The organism is Brevundimonas sp. P7753, from assembly GCF_013386595.1.
GTDB lineage: Bacteria > Pseudomonadota > Alphaproteobacteria > Caulobacterales > Caulobacteraceae > Brevundimonas > Brevundimonas bullata.
In genome coordinates, this window is the sequence record NZ_JACARP010000064.1 from 22,369 (window position 1) to 37,270 (window position 14,902).

Genomic DNA, 14,902 nt, shown 5'->3' on the forward strand with positions numbered 1-14,902 from the left:
CGTTAACGCGCCATAGATAGGCCACGTGCGACAAAAACGGGGCACTTCAAGCTGCAGAAACGTTCAAAACCGCCTTATGACGTCCGCCGACACCCTTTTTTCACCCGCGAACGACCCCCGCGTCCAAGCGCAACAGGGTCGTCGATCAGCCGTCGCCGGAACTGATTCGGCGTCAGCCTCGCCTCATCCGCGTCGTGGCCCCTTTCGTCCCGATGTCTGGCTGAACACCCGCCAGAGAAACGCCACCCGGCTGCGGGTCTTCTATTTTCGCGGTTTCGACATCGTCGGCGTCGGCGCCGTGGCGGCTGTCGCCGTTGCAGGCCTGATCCCCGGCGCGCTGCTGTCCGCCCGTCTGGCGGACATCGCCCCCTTTGGCTTGGGCGTCCTGGCGATCCTGGGCCTGATGCGCTCCTTGGGCCTTTATCGCTTCGAAAAGGGCCACGGCCTTGCACGGCACCTGATCTCGGTCGCCGGCGTCGTGACGGCGGGGATAGGCCTGACTGCGATGCTGGGGCTCGCCCTGCATGGCGCGGCGACGCCCTGGTCCGCCTATGCCCAGTGGGGCGCCGCGACCCTGGTCCTGCTGCTAGGCCTGCACACCGCCTGGAGCCTGCTGGTCGCCGACTGGCGTAGAAGCGGCGTTCTGACGCCCAATATCGTCGTGGTCGGCGCCACCCGCTATGCCCAGCGGCTGATTCAGGAGGCGCTACAGCGTCGCGACCTGAACGTGCTGGGCGTGTTCGATGATCGTCTGGCCCGCTCGCCCGACGCCGTCGAAGGCGTGCCCGTGCTGGGCGAGGCCGACGCCCTGCTGAACCACAGGCTGACGCCCTATATCGACCGCATTGTCCTGGCCATCGATCCCAAGGCCGAGGCCCGCGTGCGGGACCTGACGGCCCGCCTCGGCGCCCTGCCGATCCCCCTGACCTTGCTGGTCGATCCCAAGGCCGCCGAACAACGCAACGCCGCGCTCGAGACCTTGGCCCAGGCCCCGCTAGCGCCCCTGGAGGGGCCTGCTGATCCTGATCGCCGGGCGTTCAACAAGCGACTGCAGGACATCGTGCTGTCTCTTGTCGGTCTGATGCTGCTGTCGCCGGCCCTGCTGCTGATCGCCGCCCTGGTGCGGCTGGACAGCCCCGGCCCGGCCCTGTTCCGTCAGCGCCGCCACGGCTTCAACCAGGAAGAAATCGTGGTGTGGAAGTTCCGCACCATGCGGCACGAAACCGCCGACGCCACCGCCGCTCGTCAGGTCACGGCCGACGACGACCGCATCACCCGCATCGGCCGCTTCCTGCGCGTCAGCAGCCTGGACGAACTGCCGCAACTCCTGAATGTCCTTCGCGGTGAAATGTCCCTGGTCGGCCCCCGCCCGCACGCCATCGGCATGAAGACCGGAGAGACCGAGTCGGCCCGTCTGGTCGCCGACTACGCCCATCGCCACCGCATCAAGCCCGGCATGACGGGCTGGGCGGCCATCAACGGTTCTCGTGGCCCCATGCACACCGCCGCCGAGGTTCGCCGCCGGGTCCAGTTGGACATCGACTATATCGAGCGTCAGTCCTTCTGGCTGGATCTCTGGGTGATCGCCGTCACCGTGCCCGTCCTGCTGGGCGACAGGATCTCGGTGCGCTGATGTTCTGGCGTGGCGTACTGGGCTATCTGCCTGCCAATGTGATGCAGGGCCTGATCGGCTTTCTGACGATCATCGTCTTCACCCGCCTGCTCAGCGCCGAGGACTATGGGCGCTACGCCCTGGCCCTGTCGGTCATGACCCTGGCCCATGTGGCGAGCTTCAGCTGGCTGGAGGCCGCCATGGCGCGGTTCTGGGCCGCCCAGCGCGAAGGCGCGGACATGGCCAGCCATTTCGCCAGCCTGTACCGCACGGCCTTCATCGTCAGCGGCCTGTTCCTGCCTCTCGTGGGGCTGGCGATCTGGCTGTGGCCCATGCCGGACGCCTTCCGTTTCCCTCTGGCGATGGCCCTGTTCGGCATTCCGGTGCGCTGCTTCTCCAAACTGGCGCAGGAGCGCTATCGCGCGTCGGGCGAGGTCCGCAAGGCGGCCACCCTCGACATCTGGAACAGCGTCGCCGGCCTCGCCGTCGGCGCAGCCTTCGCCCTGGCCGGTGCGGGCGGCGCCTCGCCCCTGGCGGGCCTGCTGATCGCGCCTCTGATGGCCATGCCCTTCTTCCTGCCCGGCGAACTGCGCGAGGCGCGGCAGGGCGCGGTCGATACCCAGCGGCTCAAGACCTACGCCGTCTATGGCTATCCCATCGCGGCCTCGCTCGGCCTTTCGCTGGTGCTGGCCTCGACCGACCGCTTCCTGCTGGCCCTCTTCCTCGACGAGGCCGCCGTCGGCGCCTATCACGCCAGCTATAGCATCGCCAATCGGACGCTGGACGTCCTCTTCATCTGGCTGGGCACGGCAGGGACCCCGGCCCTGGTCATGGCGCTGGAGCGCGGCGGCCGCCGCCCGCTGATCACCGCCGCACGGGAGCAAGCCTCGACCCTGGTCCTGATCGGCCTACCCGCCGCGGTCGGCGTGGCCCTGGTCGCCCGCCCCCTGTCGGAGTTCATGATCGGCGAGGAGCTGCGTGACGCCGCCATTCTGGTGACGCCGTGGATCGCCCTCTCGGCCTTCCTGTCGGGCATGACCGTCTATTATTTCCATCAGGCCTTCACCCTGGGCCGCCGCACCAGCTGGCTGCTGGCGGCCATGAGCGTTCCGGCCCTGACCAATGTCGTGCTCAACCTGCTGCTGATTCCGCGCTTCGGCGTTCTCGGCGCGGCCTGGGCCACAGCCGCCAGCTTCGCCGTCGGCCTGATCGCGTCGCTGTCCATCGGTCGGCGCATCCTGCCGCTGCCGATCCCATGGAACGCCCTGATCCGCTGCTCGCTGGCCGCCGCCGTCATGGCCCTTGTCGTCTGGTTCCTGCCCGCTATCGGCGGCTTTGCCGAACTGATGCTGGACGCCTCGGTCGGTGCAGGGGTTTACGGCGCCTGCGCCTATGCCCTGAACGCAGGCGGCGTACGCGAACTCGGCCAGCGGCTTCGGTCCGCCGTTCGCGCCCGGAGAGCCGTCGCATGAGCGCCTCGGCCCATATCCACGACAACGCCGGCTGGCCGATGGCCAGTCCGGTCCTGTCGGTGCTGATCCCCTTCCTGCGCGATGATCCAGGCGTCTTGCTGGCGCTTCTGGAGCGAGAAGCCCTCGCCCTGGATGGCGCGGTCGAACTGGTCCTGCTGGATGACGGCACGGCTGACCCCGCCCTGACCGCCCGTCTGACGGCCCAGATCGACGCCCTGGCCCTGCCGACGCGCCTGATCACCCTGACCGCCAACGAGGGCCGCTCCATCGGCCGCAACCGGCTGGCCTCAGCCGCACGGGGCGGGAGCCTTCTGTTCCTCGACAGCGACATGAGGCCCGACCACGACCGCTTTTTGCAAACCTGGGCGAGGCTGACGACCGAACAGGCGCCCGCCGTGGCCTTCGGCGGCTTCTCGCTGTTGCAGGCCCCTCAAGAGGCCCGCTTCGCCGTCCATCGCAGCATGGCGGCCAAGTCGGACTGCCTGTCCCACGAGCGGCGCGCCTTGCAGCCCGAGAAATACGTCTTCACCTCCAACCTTCTGGTCCGCCGCGACGTGTTCGAGACCGAGGCTTTCGATCCCGGTTTTTCGGGCTGGGGCTGGGAGGACGTGGAATGGGCCATGCGCGTCTCGCGCCGGTTCGCCGTCGTCCATCTGGACAACACCGCCACCCACATGGGTCTGGACACGGTCGAGGCCCTGGCCGCCAAGTACGAACAGTCAGCGCCCAACTTCGCCCGTGTCGTCGCCCGCCACCCCGACTTCGTCGCCGCCTATCCCAGCTATCGCGTGGCGAAAAAGCTGAAGACCGTGCCGGGCCTGAAGGCCGTTCGCCCCCTGTTCAAGCGCGCCGCCCATATGACCGCCCTGCCCGTGCCCTTGCGCGCCTTCAGCCTGCGCCTTTACCGCGCCGCCCTCTATGCGGAGGCGATATGATCCAGCCCTACACGCCTGACGTCAGCCTGATGGGCAAGCTGCGCCGCCGCTTCGCCCGGCTGACGCACCGCCGCCCGGCGCGCCTGGGCCTGACCCGACCGACCGTCAGCTTCACCTTCGACGACATCCCCGCCAGCGCCGGACACGCCGGGGCCAAGACGCTGGAGGCGCATGACGCGCGGGGGACCTTCTACGTCTGCGCCGGCCTGTTCGGGCAGGACGGACACATGGGCCGCTTTGCCGACGGCGGCGAGATCGTCGATCTGATCCGACGCGGCCATGAGGTCGCGGGCCATACCTTCGGCCATCTGGACTGCCACCGGACGCCCGAGGCTGAACTGATCGCCGACCTCGACGCCAATGACGCCGCCCTGCACGGCCTGGGCGCCGCCCCCATCCATTTCGCCTATCCCTATGGCGAGGTCTCGCCGCGCGCCAAGGCCCTGCTGGCCGGGCGCTATGCCTCGTTGCGCGGGGTGCACAAGGGGCTGGTCCACGACGGCGGCGACCTAAACCAACTGCCCGGCGTCGGCATCGAAGGCCCGGACGGCGAGGCCCTCGCTCGCCAGTGGATCGACCGCGCCGTGTCTGAAAACGCCTGGCTGATCCTCTACACCCACGACGTCCGCGAGACCCCTTCGCCCTGGGGCTGCACGCCCGACGCCCTGTCGCGCCTGATCGCCCATGCCCGCGCGACCGGCTGCGACATCCGCACGGTGGGCGAGGTGCTGGCGGCATGAAGGCGCCCGACGTCGCTGTCGTCATCCCGACCCTGCGTCGCCCCGACAGTCTGGAGCGCGCTCTGCGCTCGCTGTTCGTCCAGACCGACGTCTCGGACCGTCTGCGCGAGATCGTCGTCGTCGACAACGATCCGGCGGCCAGTTCGCGCGACACCGTGGACCGCCTGCGTCCCGCCTCCCCCGTGCTCCTGATCTGGCGCCATGCGCCGCGCCCTGGCGTCGCCACCGCCCGAAACGAGGGCCTAGCGGCCACGGACGCCCCCCTGATCGCCTTCCTCGACGACGACGAAGCCGCCTCGCCCGGCTGGCTGGCGGCCCTGCTGGCGGGCCAGGAAGCGACCGGCGCCGACGCCGTCTTCGGTCCGATCCGGGGGCGCGTCCCCGACGGAACGGGCTGGACCACCGCCTACCTCGAACGGTTTTTCGGTCGCGAAGGACCGGCGCAGTCGCAGTTGATCGACCAGCCTTACGGCTGCGGCAACGCCCTGCTGGTGCGCGCTACCGCCCTGCCCGGCGTCGCCCCGTTCAACACCTCAGCGGACCAATCAGGCGGCGAGGACGACGCCCTGTTCGCGGCCCTGGCGGCGCGCGGCGGCCGCTTCGGGTGGGCCGCCGACGCCTGGGTGGACGAGTTCGCCCCGCCGCACCGCGCCACGCTCCGTTATGCCCTGACCCGCGCCTTCGCCTATGGCCAAGGCCCCAGCCAGACCGCCGCCGCCGCCCGCGACTGGCCCGCCGTCACCCGTTGGATGGTCATCGGCGCGGCCCAGACCGCCGTCTGGACCCTGGCCGCCCTGCCCCTGATCCTGATCCGTGATCCGAGGCGTGCGGATAGGCTGGATCGCGCCGCGCGCGGGCTAGGAAAACTGTTCTGGATGAAGGGGTTCGAGCCGCACTTTTACGGCGCGCGCGAACTGGCGCGACTGGAGCGTCAAAAGGCCTAGCCGACCAGCCGCTTGAGCATCGGCGGCGGCGCCCAGGTCGAGCGGTTCATCACCACGCCGGCGATGCGTCCGCCCACGGCGTCGATCTCGTCACGCAGGGCCACCGGCTCGCTGGCCGCCGTCGTCTCAGCGGCGACCACCAGGATGGTGGCGTCGACAAAGGGCGCCAGGGTGATGGCCATGTCGCTGCGGTCGGCGGCGGGGGTGTCGATCACCACCGTATCGGCATGGGCGCGCAAGGCGGTCCAGTAGCGCGCCTCGCCCACCGGCTCGACCCGCTGGCCGGCCCGCAGCAGCTCGGTATGGAAGCGCGTGACGAACAACCGCCCGCCCAGACAGGCCCGCGCGGTCATCAGGCGCGCCGGCTTGACCGGCAGGCCGTCGCGCCCGCGCATCGGCGGCGTCACGGCATAGAAGGCAGAACCGTCGGGCGAGGCCTGGACCGGCGCCGCCAGACGCCCAAACCGCTCGGGCTCCGCCGCGATGGCGTCCATCTGTCCCTGCTGGCTTAGATCGCCGTCGATCAGCCAAACGGGCTTGCGCGCCCGTACGGCGGCCAGTCGGGCGTACTCGCGCGCCACGGTCGAGACGCCGTCTCCGGTCGTGGCCGAGGCGAACTGGATGACGCGGCCGCGATGAGCCGACGCTGGTCCCAGCGCCGCCCACAGTCCCGCCATTTCCGTCGTCAGATCCACCATCGAATCGGTTACGCGCCCATCATTGATGCGTCAGCCTAGCATGGGCCGGCGCATCCAAGAGGCTCAGCCCGCCTTCATCGGCGCCACGGCCAGCACCGGCATCTGCAAGGTGCGGCTGGCCGTCGAGGGCAGCGAGAACCCGCGCCGCAGGAAGACCCGCAGCAAGCCGACGCAAAGGGCCGTGAAACCGGCAAACAGGAAAACCGCGATCATCAGCGGCGCCTTCAGGCTCTTGCCCTTGGACGGCGGCTGAGCGCGCTCGATCACCGTGACATTATCGGCCCCCGCCTTGACCAGCTCATTGTCGGCGCGGCTCTGGGTCTCGCGCTGCTGGAACTCGCGGATTGAGGCGGTCAGGACTTCGCGATTGCCGGCCAGGGTGGCGTTGCGGGATTCCAGCTCGGTCAGACGGGCCTGACGCGTGCGCAGGTCCACCACCTGACGATCTAGCACGGCCAGACGCGCCGCCAGGGCGTCGCGCTCGGCCTGGGCGTTGATCCGCGTGGTCTCCAGCTCGACCCAGACAGGGTTCGGCCCCGTGCGGACCTCCTTGGCGCCGACCGCGGTGCCAGTGCCCACATAGGCCTGCATTTGGGCGATCCGCGCCTCGATCTCACGCACGGGCTGGGCGTCGGGCTGATAGCGGCTCAGCAGATCCTCGCGCTGGGTGCGCAGTTGCAGGATCTGGTCCTGCGCCGAAATGTTCAGGTCCTGCTGCAGGGCGATCTCGACCGGGGTGCGGCTCTGCTGACCCGCCAGCGTCGTCAGACGCTGCGCCGCCTGGTTCAGTTGCGCCTGAACCGCCATGCGCTCGGTGAAGATGGACTGATAAGCGGCCGCCAGGGTCGCCTTGGCCGTGGCGAAGTCGCCGATATTGTTGGTCCGCAGGAATTCTTCATAGGCCTGATCCGCGGTGGACAGCTCGTCCTCGAAGGCCCGGCGCTGGGTCTGGATGGCCGGGGTGGCGCGATCCTGGAAGACTTCGCGGCGATAGGTCAGGTATTGCTCGATGACCGTGTTCAGCACGCGCGCCGACAGGGCGGGATCATCGCTTTCATAGCGCAGGCCGATCACGGGGCTGAGCGGCGTCACCACCACCTCAAGGCCCGAGGCCACGGCGCGCACCGCATTTTCTTCCTGTTTGGCCGGGCTGGCCTTGGACGGCTTGCCGTCCTGGAAGCTCTCGACGCCCATGGCGCGAACCACGCGGCGTTTGACCTCCATGCTGTTCAGGATGGCCCCTTCCGACTGCGCCACCTCGGCGGCGGTCGGCGGCGAGCCCCGATCACTCAACCCGACGCGCGGCTGATAGACGTATTCCTGACCTACGCCGACGAACAGACTGGCCCCGGCGGTATAGGTCTTCTTCAGCGTCAGAACCGCTCCTGCGCCCAGGACGAACAGGACGGCGAAGACCAGCACCATGACCCACAGTTCGCGGAACAGCAGCGCCACGACGTCGAGGACGCCGTAACGCGGTCGAGCTGCTGCACGAGAGGCCAAACGCATGAGCCGGGGAAATCCATTCCAGGAAGCTTTCAGGCGCTACCCTTGAATGACCCACGTTAACCGGGCGTTACCCATAAGGGTCCAGCTTCACCTTCATTCGAAAACGACAGCTGTTCGCGCCCTCATGATCCCTGATCGCCGCCTTATCCTGATGGGCCTGGCCGCCGGCCTGGCGGGCTGCGCCAGCGGTCGTGGCCAACCGCCCCTCGGCGCGCCCCTGCCCGCCGATCTGGCCTTCGCGCCGTGGACGGATGTGGCCCCCGAATACCTGCTCTTCCCTGGCGACGAGATCGAGGTCGCCCTGCCCACCGCGACTGAGCTGACCCGTCAGCTCAAGATCGGCCCTGATGGGCGCGTCTCCTTGCCGCTGCTGGGCCATGTTATGGCGGCGGACCGCACCCTGGCCGAACTGGAGGCCGACGTCGCCGAGGGCTACGCCGCCCAGCTGCGCCGCCCCGAGGTCGAAGTCACCCTGCGCCTGGCCGGCCCGCTCAAGGTCTGGGTCGACGGCGAGGTCCGCAATCCCGGCGTGTTCGACATGCCCGGCGACATCGACGCCTATCAGGCCGTCATCATGGCCGGCGGCTTCCTGCCCTCGGCCCGTTCCGCCCAGGCCGCCCTGATCCGACGCGGCCCAGGCGGGGTGCGCATGATGCGCCCCATCGACCTGCGTCCGCGCCGGGCCGAGGTCGTGACCCTGCATCGCGGCGACATCATATTCGTGCCGCGCTCGACCCTGGGCGAGCTCGCCGCCTTCTTCACCCTGTTCCGCGCCGCCCTGCCTATCGGCTTCAGCTACGCCCTGAACGGCGGCTACGCCTCGACCTGAGGCCATCTTTTCGCCGCAAGCGGAACTGCCGAGCTTGGTCTGGCGTTGCCTCTCCGGGATCTGTCGCCCCGCTAGAGGACCGACCCAATGCGCATTCGCTCCGGCTTCCCGGTCCTCGCCGCCGCTCTCGCCCTGGCCGCCTCGCCGACATGGGCGGCACAGGAGGACGGACAGAACGCGGCCGGCGACGACCCCATGGTTCTCTACGACAAGGACGGGACCACCCTGAGGGCGCATCTACAGGCGGGCGGCAATCTGGTCGCCGAACACAACCTTTTCTGGCGCTTCGCAGAGACGGTGGCCGGCGTCACCGATTTCGATCCGAACGCCGAATGGTTCGAAGCCTATGTAAAGCCCGGCCTGACCTTTGAGCGGCGTGTGGGCGAACGCGCGACCTTTTATGGCGGCCTGTCGGCGGTCGCCTCCATGACCGTGGGCACCGACGCCTTCGACGCCGGGGATACCGGCCGTGCGACCCTGGAGGAAGGCTACCTCGGCTGGCGCTACAAGGCCGATGAGACCACCTTCGACGTCTCCGTCGGTCCGCGCGTCTTCAAGGCCGGCACGGGGATGCTGATCGAGGCGGGCGGCTCCAGCGGATTCTCGCGCGGCGCGTTGAAGCTCGGCCCGCGCAAGGCCTGGGCCTTCGCCGCCCTGGGCGAGGTCAGCCGCGGCGGTTTCAAGGGCACGGCCTTCTACCTCGACCCCAATGAGTCGCCGGACAACGACAGCCACAATCGACTGGCCGGCGTGGACCTCCGCTACGATACCAACCCCAACGCCGTCATCGGCCTGACGGCGGGCAAGGTGCTCGAATCCGAGTCCCCCTACCCCAAGGCCCCGCCCGGCGGGATCGGCGTTCCAAGCATCATTCCCGGCGCCCGCGACGGGCTGCAGTTCGCCAATCTCTACATCCGCTCGCCGCTCAGGGGCGCGCCCAACGCCTTCATGGCGGCGGATCTGGCGGTCGAGCGCAACGACCGCATCGACCTGCGTGCCTGGGCGGGCCGCGTCCAGATCGGATACGCCTTCGCCGAACATCGCTGGAAGCCGACCTTCACCCTGGGCTATCAGACCTTCTCAGGCGACGATCCCGACACCCCCCGGCTGGAGCGGTTCGACCCTCTCTATTACGAGGGCAACCCCTCGGCATGGTCGACCGGCACCAAGTCGTCGATGGTCTTCATCAACTCCAATGTGAACTCCTGGCAGGTCGCAGTCAGCGTCGCGCCGACGCCGCAGGACACCCTCACCGCGCGTCTGCACCGAATCGAGGCCGACCAGTTGCGCAGCCCCATCCAGTTCGGCCAGGCCACGCGGGTCACGGTTCAGAACGGCGTCAACTCCCCCATCACCGGCGTCACCCGCCACCACCTGTCCGACGACCTTTACGTCGAGTACTTTCGCGCGATATCGGCCAACCTATACCTAACGACGGGCTTTTCCGTCTCCGTGCCCGGCGCGGGGACCAAGTCCATCGTCGAGGACGCACCCGTCTGGGCCGGCGCCTACGTCAATCTGATCGCCAACTATTGAACCGAACGAGACGTCCATGACCCTGCTCGCACCGCCGACCAATCGCCGTAACCTGCTGGCCGGCGCAGGCGCCCTGGCCGGGGCGACGCTGATCGGAGGGCGTTCGGCCATGGCCCAGTCACGCGCGTCGTCCATGATCTTCACCGGCGGCCCCATCCTGACCATCGACGACGCCATGCCGACCGCCGAAGCCATGGCGGTGCGCAACGGGGTGATCGTGGCGGTCGGCTCGCTGGACGCCGCCCGCGCGGCTGTGGGCCGCAACGCCCAAGTGGTCAATCTGGACGGCCGCACCCTGCTGCCGGGCTTCTTCGATCCGCACGGCCACGTGTCGATGGTCGGCCTGCAGGCGCGCTACGCCAACCTGCTTCCCGCGCCGGATGGTCAAGGCGACGACATCCCCGCCCTGCAACGCATCACTCGCGACTGGATGAACGCCCACGAACAGCTGGTCCGCGATACCCAGTTGGTCATCGGCTTCGGCTATGACGACTCCCAGCTGAAAGAGCATCGCCACCCGACACGGACTGAGCTGGACGCCATCTCCGACAGCGTGCCGATCCTGTTCATGCACCAGTCCGGCCACCTGGGCGTGGCCAACAGCGCGGCCCTTAAGGCCGCCGGTATCAGCGCCTCGACGCCCAACCCCGACGGCGGAGCCTTCCGCCGCGAAGACGGCTCGCAGGAACCCAATGGGGTCATGGAGGAAACCGCCCTCTTCACGGTCATGGGCGCCCTGTTCACCCGCCTGGACCTTCAGGCCAACCTAGAGATGATCCGCGAGGGCGCGCGCTTCTATTCCAGCTTCGGCTACACCACGGCTCAAGACGGGCGTTCCTCGACCGACACCTGCCGCATGATGGCAATGCTGGCCGAACGCGGCGAACTGCCTATCGACATCCTGTCCTTCCCCGACATTCTCACCTCGACCGACGTCATGGCGACGCCGCTGTACCGCAAGAATTACGTCGGCAAATACCGCATCGGCGGGGTCAAGCTGACCATTGACGGCTCGCCCCAGGGCAAGACCGCCTGGCTGTCGCAGCCCTACTACATTCCGCCCGAAGGCAAGCCAGCCTCCTATCGCGGCTATCCCGCCGCGACCGAGCAACAGGTTCTGGACGCGGTCGAACTGGCCTTCAAAAATGACTGGCAGATCGAGGTCCACGCCAATGGCGACGCCGCCATCGACTTGCTGATCGGCGCCGTGCGCGACGCCACGAACCGCCACGGGGCCAAGGACCGCCGCCCGGTCCTCATCCACGGCCAGACCGTCCGCATGGATCAGCTGGACGAACTCAAGACCCTGGGCATCGTGCCGTCTCTCTTCCCCATGCACACCTTCTATTGGGGCGACTACCATCGGGACTCAGTGCTGGGACCGCGCCGGGCCGAGTTCATCTCGCCCTGCGCCTCGGTCGTGCGGCGCGGGATGCGCTTCACCAGCCACCACGACGCGCCGGTGGCCAATCCCGACGCCATGCGCGTCCTGTCCGCCACCGTCACCCGCCGCACCCGCTCGGGCGACATCCTCGGCCCCGACGAATGCGTCCCCGTCGATATCGCCCTAAAAGCCATGACCCTCTGGGCCGCCTGGCAGCACTACGAAGACGACCGCAAGGGCTCCCTGGCCGTCGGCAAGCTCGCCGACATGACCATCCTGGACGCGGACCCCATGACCATCGATCGTGACAAGCTGGCGGCGATCAAAGTCACGAGCACATGGAAGGAAGGCCGCGAGGTCTGGTCTGGGTGAAGCAGCGCCAATCAACGCCGAGGTATCGCCCTATCTTTCGGGGCGGATGCCTAAGATACAAACTGCCCCGTTGCGGACATTCAATGCGTCCGCTCATATGTCTAGATGACGTTGTTCAATCTACTGTCTGCTGGGCTACTTGTCGGCGCAACACTGGTCTTGAGCGGAGGCTCCGGCGAGATCGTGATCGAAAAGCAACGGTTTGTCGCTCGCGACGAAAAAGGGCAAGTCATCGCTACGGTCATCATGGAGCAGCCGCTTCCCGCTCACAACACCAGCCTTGCCTTCGACGGCCCGCCTGAACCGGGACACGCTGTTTTAGTCGAACCGATGACCTTCGAGGATGCAGGTGAGTTTCAATGCCACTGGTCCAGACTCATCATCATTTGCAAAACTGCTGAACAAGAGCCCGCCGAGACCCGCCTAGTTTCAGGTGGCTATGTCCGCCGGCTCGATGCTGAGGCTGTCATTGTATCCGACGCGCCAGGCGACGTTGCAGGCGATTTCTCTACTCTTCATGATGGACGTCTTGTCGCGTTCGGAGTTCTGGACCAATCGGGCGCAACGCCTTGGCGATACGACGCTCTTTAGGCCCGTTGCCTACCCTTAAGCGACACGCATTGAGTCTGCTTTATCAAGCGACAGGCCAGCACTTCATTGAGAAGAAGATCGAACGGCGCTAGCGCCTTCGAGACGCGCTGAAACTCGCGTCCAGGCCCAAGGGGCTATTCCATGGTCGGGGCGAGAGGATTCGAACCTCCGACCCTCTGGTCCCAAACCATAGCGAAAGCGCCTGTCTTCAAGCGCTTGCCTGTAAAACTAGCCGCTTGCGACCTCAAGCGCAGTAAGGCTTTGCGCGGGGGCGTAAAACGATGGGCCACCGAATCTCTGCCGATGAACGGCGCGTCGCTGGAGCTCATGCGCTGCTGCTGGCCAAGATAGCTGAGTTCGGCGCTCACGTGGTTGCCGACAATCACAAGGCCGCCCAACGTAGTCGCGACAAAGCGCCCGCAGCCCTCGAAGCCTATTTCGACCTGACGGACCAAAGTAACACCGCAGCGATGATGAGGGGCTACTGACGGGCACAATGACCCGCCACGTCGCCGCTGACGTAACTCGGTTCCCGAATCAGGTAGACTCACAAAATGTGTGAGCTTTTCGGACTTCCAGCCCCCTGCTTCGAAACGCCGCCGCATTGGTGGACGGCTCTTGCCAACTTAACTGCTTGGTTCGACTGGGACGCGATCGGTGCCGTTTCGACCGCACTGGCTTTGTACATGACGATCCGCTTAGCCACAGAGGCTCGACGTGAGCGCCGCCAGCGCGAAGCGGTTCTCCTTGGAACTGCGGCTCACATTTTGCGGGCTGCCTACTTGTCTATTCGAACCTCGATTCAGAGTTCGACTGCCTCAACCACTTGGTCAGAAGGTGATCGTCGATACCTCGAGAAGCGGTTCAAAGAGGATTCCATTGACGATCGCTTGGACGCGATCGCGCCGTTCCATTTCCCAACCGTCCAAACAGCAGAAACATATCAAGCTGCTCTTCTCTCTATAGAGAACATCAAGGACGAGAGGAGCGAACCTAGCGGCGATTGGTATAGGGCCGTGACTGAAGACACACAGCAGCTTTTGCTGAATATCGAGGCGCTAGAAGACGCCTCCTACAGTCGTTCTCACTCGTTGATACGCACCTTAGCGCGTCGGCTTTGGCATACCTCAAAGAGGGACAGGAAATGACGGCTCGAACCGGTTTGACGCAATGGATAGGTGCCCTTGCGTCTGCAGCAACAGCCAAGCAGGCCAGAGCCGCTGGTGCGTTACGCCATCTCGTCGGCCCAGCGCTAGGGACGGAGGATCTCGAAGAGCGGGAGGAACGAGCGGCCGCACGGCATCAACTGGAGCAAGCTCTAGCTGCATCGGGTGGGTTAGCAGGGCGGGCTGGGGCGCGCTGGCTCGACGACGAGATCGGCCACCAAAACAATCGAGAGTCAGTGGCTGAGTTAACAGCAGAAATACTCGTTGAAGACGACGGTAATGGAGATTCTGGTGAAGAGCCCACTCTAGATCCCGACTGGCTAAATTTGTTCGCATCACATGCTGAAAAGGCGTCAGGCGACAGCCTGCGGGAAATGTGGGCTCGTGTACTGGCTGGGGAAATCCGCAAGCCGGGAGCCATTTCTCTAAGAACGTTGCAGTTCGCCTCTACGTTAGACTTGCCCACAGCGAAGGCTATGCAAGCCATGGCGTCCTGGGTCTATAACGGCACTAATCTCCCCTATTTGGCCGGGAAGAAATTACCGTTCGAAACTCTGCAACTTCTTCACGACGAAGGTCTCATCGGCTCTCTGGACAGTAACATCACCAACAGCGTCACCTTGCCCGAAGGCTGGGCAGCGGCCATGTTCGGCGACATCGGTGTGTTCTTTAAGGGCTCCCCAGGTCAGGTGCTTTCATTGCCAGGGATCTCTGTTTCGCGTGTAGCGAAGGAGTTTCTTGGGACAATCTCGCTTACCCGCGACCAAGCCGTACCGCTCGCCTTTGCGGAAGACCTGCAGAACGATAGCTTAATTCAGGCAATCCGGGTGGGCCCATGTCAACGGAAGCCTGATGGCACTTTCGATATGCCAGGTGCAACACTGATCAAAGATTGGACGCGGCCCATCTTTGTTCCGCCAGTGACGCCCGGCATGCCAGGGATGCCCTACCGACCACCTGGAACCTAGGTGCAAGGATCCGCAAGACAGGGAGCAGCCAAGGCTTCTCCCTTTAGCCTAGGCCAGGTGGCGCTTGTGCCACTCCCCGTCGTGCAAGGAATGCGACATGCAAAGCCTGCGGGCGAGGCGGGGGGAAAAGCGCGGTTCTTGGGAGG

General features: G+C 66.4%; 13 protein-coding genes. 11 read left to right on the forward strand and 2 right to left on the reverse strand.

The window, feature by feature from the left end; all coding sequences use genetic code 11:
• Nucleotides 1–76 precede the first annotated feature (76 nt).
• Genes HX774_RS12835 through HX774_RS12855 form a run of 5 tightly spaced genes read left to right on the forward strand, consistent with a single transcriptional unit; the run spans nucleotide 77 to nucleotide 5,703 of the window.
• A complete protein-coding gene (locus tag HX774_RS12835; RefSeq protein ID WP_178827294.1) occupies nucleotides 77–1,633 on the forward strand; it encodes an exopolysaccharide biosynthesis polyprenyl glycosylphosphotransferase in 1,557 nt (518 codons plus the stop codon).
• A complete protein-coding gene (locus HX774_RS12840) occupies nucleotides 1,633–3,084 on the forward strand; it encodes a lipopolysaccharide biosynthesis protein (RefSeq protein ID WP_178827296.1) in 1,452 nt (483 codons plus the stop codon). The genes HX774_RS12835 and HX774_RS12840 overlap by 1 nt, the downstream gene beginning before the upstream one ends.
• On the forward strand, nucleotides 3,081–4,019 hold the full coding sequence (locus HX774_RS12845; RefSeq protein ID WP_178827298.1) for a glycosyltransferase family 2 protein: 939 nt from the start codon (nucleotides 3,081–3,083) through the stop codon (nucleotides 4,017–4,019). Before HX774_RS12840 ends, HX774_RS12845 begins: the two co-directional genes overlap by 4 nt.
• The gene (locus HX774_RS12850) at nucleotides 4,016–4,759 is read left to right on the forward strand and encodes a polysaccharide deacetylase family protein (protein WP_178827300.1); all 744 of its coding nucleotides are present in this window, start codon (nucleotides 4,016–4,018) and stop codon (nucleotides 4,757–4,759) included. Before HX774_RS12845 ends, HX774_RS12850 begins: the two co-directional genes overlap by 4 nt.
• Nucleotides 4,756–5,703, forward strand: coding sequence for a glycosyltransferase family 2 protein (locus HX774_RS12855; protein WP_178827302.1), 948 nt, complete (start codon nucleotides 4,756–4,758; stop codon nucleotides 5,701–5,703). Before HX774_RS12850 ends, HX774_RS12855 begins: the two co-directional genes overlap by 4 nt.
• Here HX774_RS12855 and HX774_RS12860 read toward each other — a convergent pair.
• The gene (locus HX774_RS12860; protein ID WP_178827304.1) at nucleotides 5,700–6,401 is read right to left on the reverse strand and encodes a hfsB; all 702 of its coding nucleotides are present in this window, start codon (nucleotides 6,399–6,401) and stop codon (nucleotides 5,700–5,702) included. The two genes, HX774_RS12855 and HX774_RS12860, sit on opposite strands and share 4 nt — an antisense overlap.
• Before the next feature lie 63 nt (nucleotides 6,402–6,464).
• The gene (locus tag HX774_RS12865; RefSeq protein ID WP_178827306.1) at nucleotides 6,465–7,910 is read right to left on the reverse strand and encodes a chain-length determining protein; all 1,446 of its coding nucleotides are present in this window, start codon (nucleotides 7,908–7,910) and stop codon (nucleotides 6,465–6,467) included.
• A gap of 124 nt (nucleotides 7,911–8,034) precedes the next feature.
• Between HX774_RS12865 and HX774_RS12870 the strand changes: the two genes are divergently transcribed.
• The 6 genes from HX774_RS12870 (at nucleotide 8,035) to HX774_RS12895 (ending at nucleotide 14,756) form a co-directional block, all read left to right on the forward strand.
• Entirely contained in the window at nucleotides 8,035–8,739 is a 705-nt protein-coding gene (locus tag HX774_RS12870; RefSeq protein WP_178827308.1) for a polysaccharide biosynthesis/export family protein, read from the forward strand.
• An 87-nt stretch (nucleotides 8,740–8,826) separates the two neighbouring features.
• The gene (locus HX774_RS12875; protein WP_178827310.1) at nucleotides 8,827–10,275 is read left to right on the forward strand and encodes an alginate export family protein; all 1,449 of its coding nucleotides are present in this window, start codon (nucleotides 8,827–8,829) and stop codon (nucleotides 10,273–10,275) included.
• A gap of 16 nt (nucleotides 10,276–10,291) precedes the next feature.
• On the forward strand, nucleotides 10,292–12,031 hold the full coding sequence (locus tag HX774_RS12880) for an amidohydrolase (RefSeq protein ID WP_218650415.1): 1,740 nt from the start codon (nucleotides 10,292–10,294) through the stop codon (nucleotides 12,029–12,031).
• Between the two features lie 105 nt (nucleotides 12,032–12,136).
• Entirely contained in the window at nucleotides 12,137–12,622 is a 486-nt protein-coding gene (locus HX774_RS12885) for a hypothetical protein (protein ID WP_178827312.1), read from the forward strand.
• Between the two features lie 281 nt (nucleotides 12,623–12,903).
• Nucleotides 12,904–13,110, forward strand: a complete 207-nt coding sequence (locus HX774_RS12890) for a hypothetical protein (protein WP_178827314.1) — start codon at nucleotides 12,904–12,906, stop codon at nucleotides 13,108–13,110.
• 656 nt (nucleotides 13,111–13,766) lie between these two features.
• On the forward strand, nucleotides 13,767–14,756 hold the full coding sequence (locus tag HX774_RS12895) for a DUF2806 domain-containing protein (RefSeq protein ID WP_178827316.1): 990 nt from the start codon (nucleotides 13,767–13,769) through the stop codon (nucleotides 14,754–14,756).
• The last annotated feature ends 146 nt before the right edge of the window (nucleotides 14,757–14,902 follow it).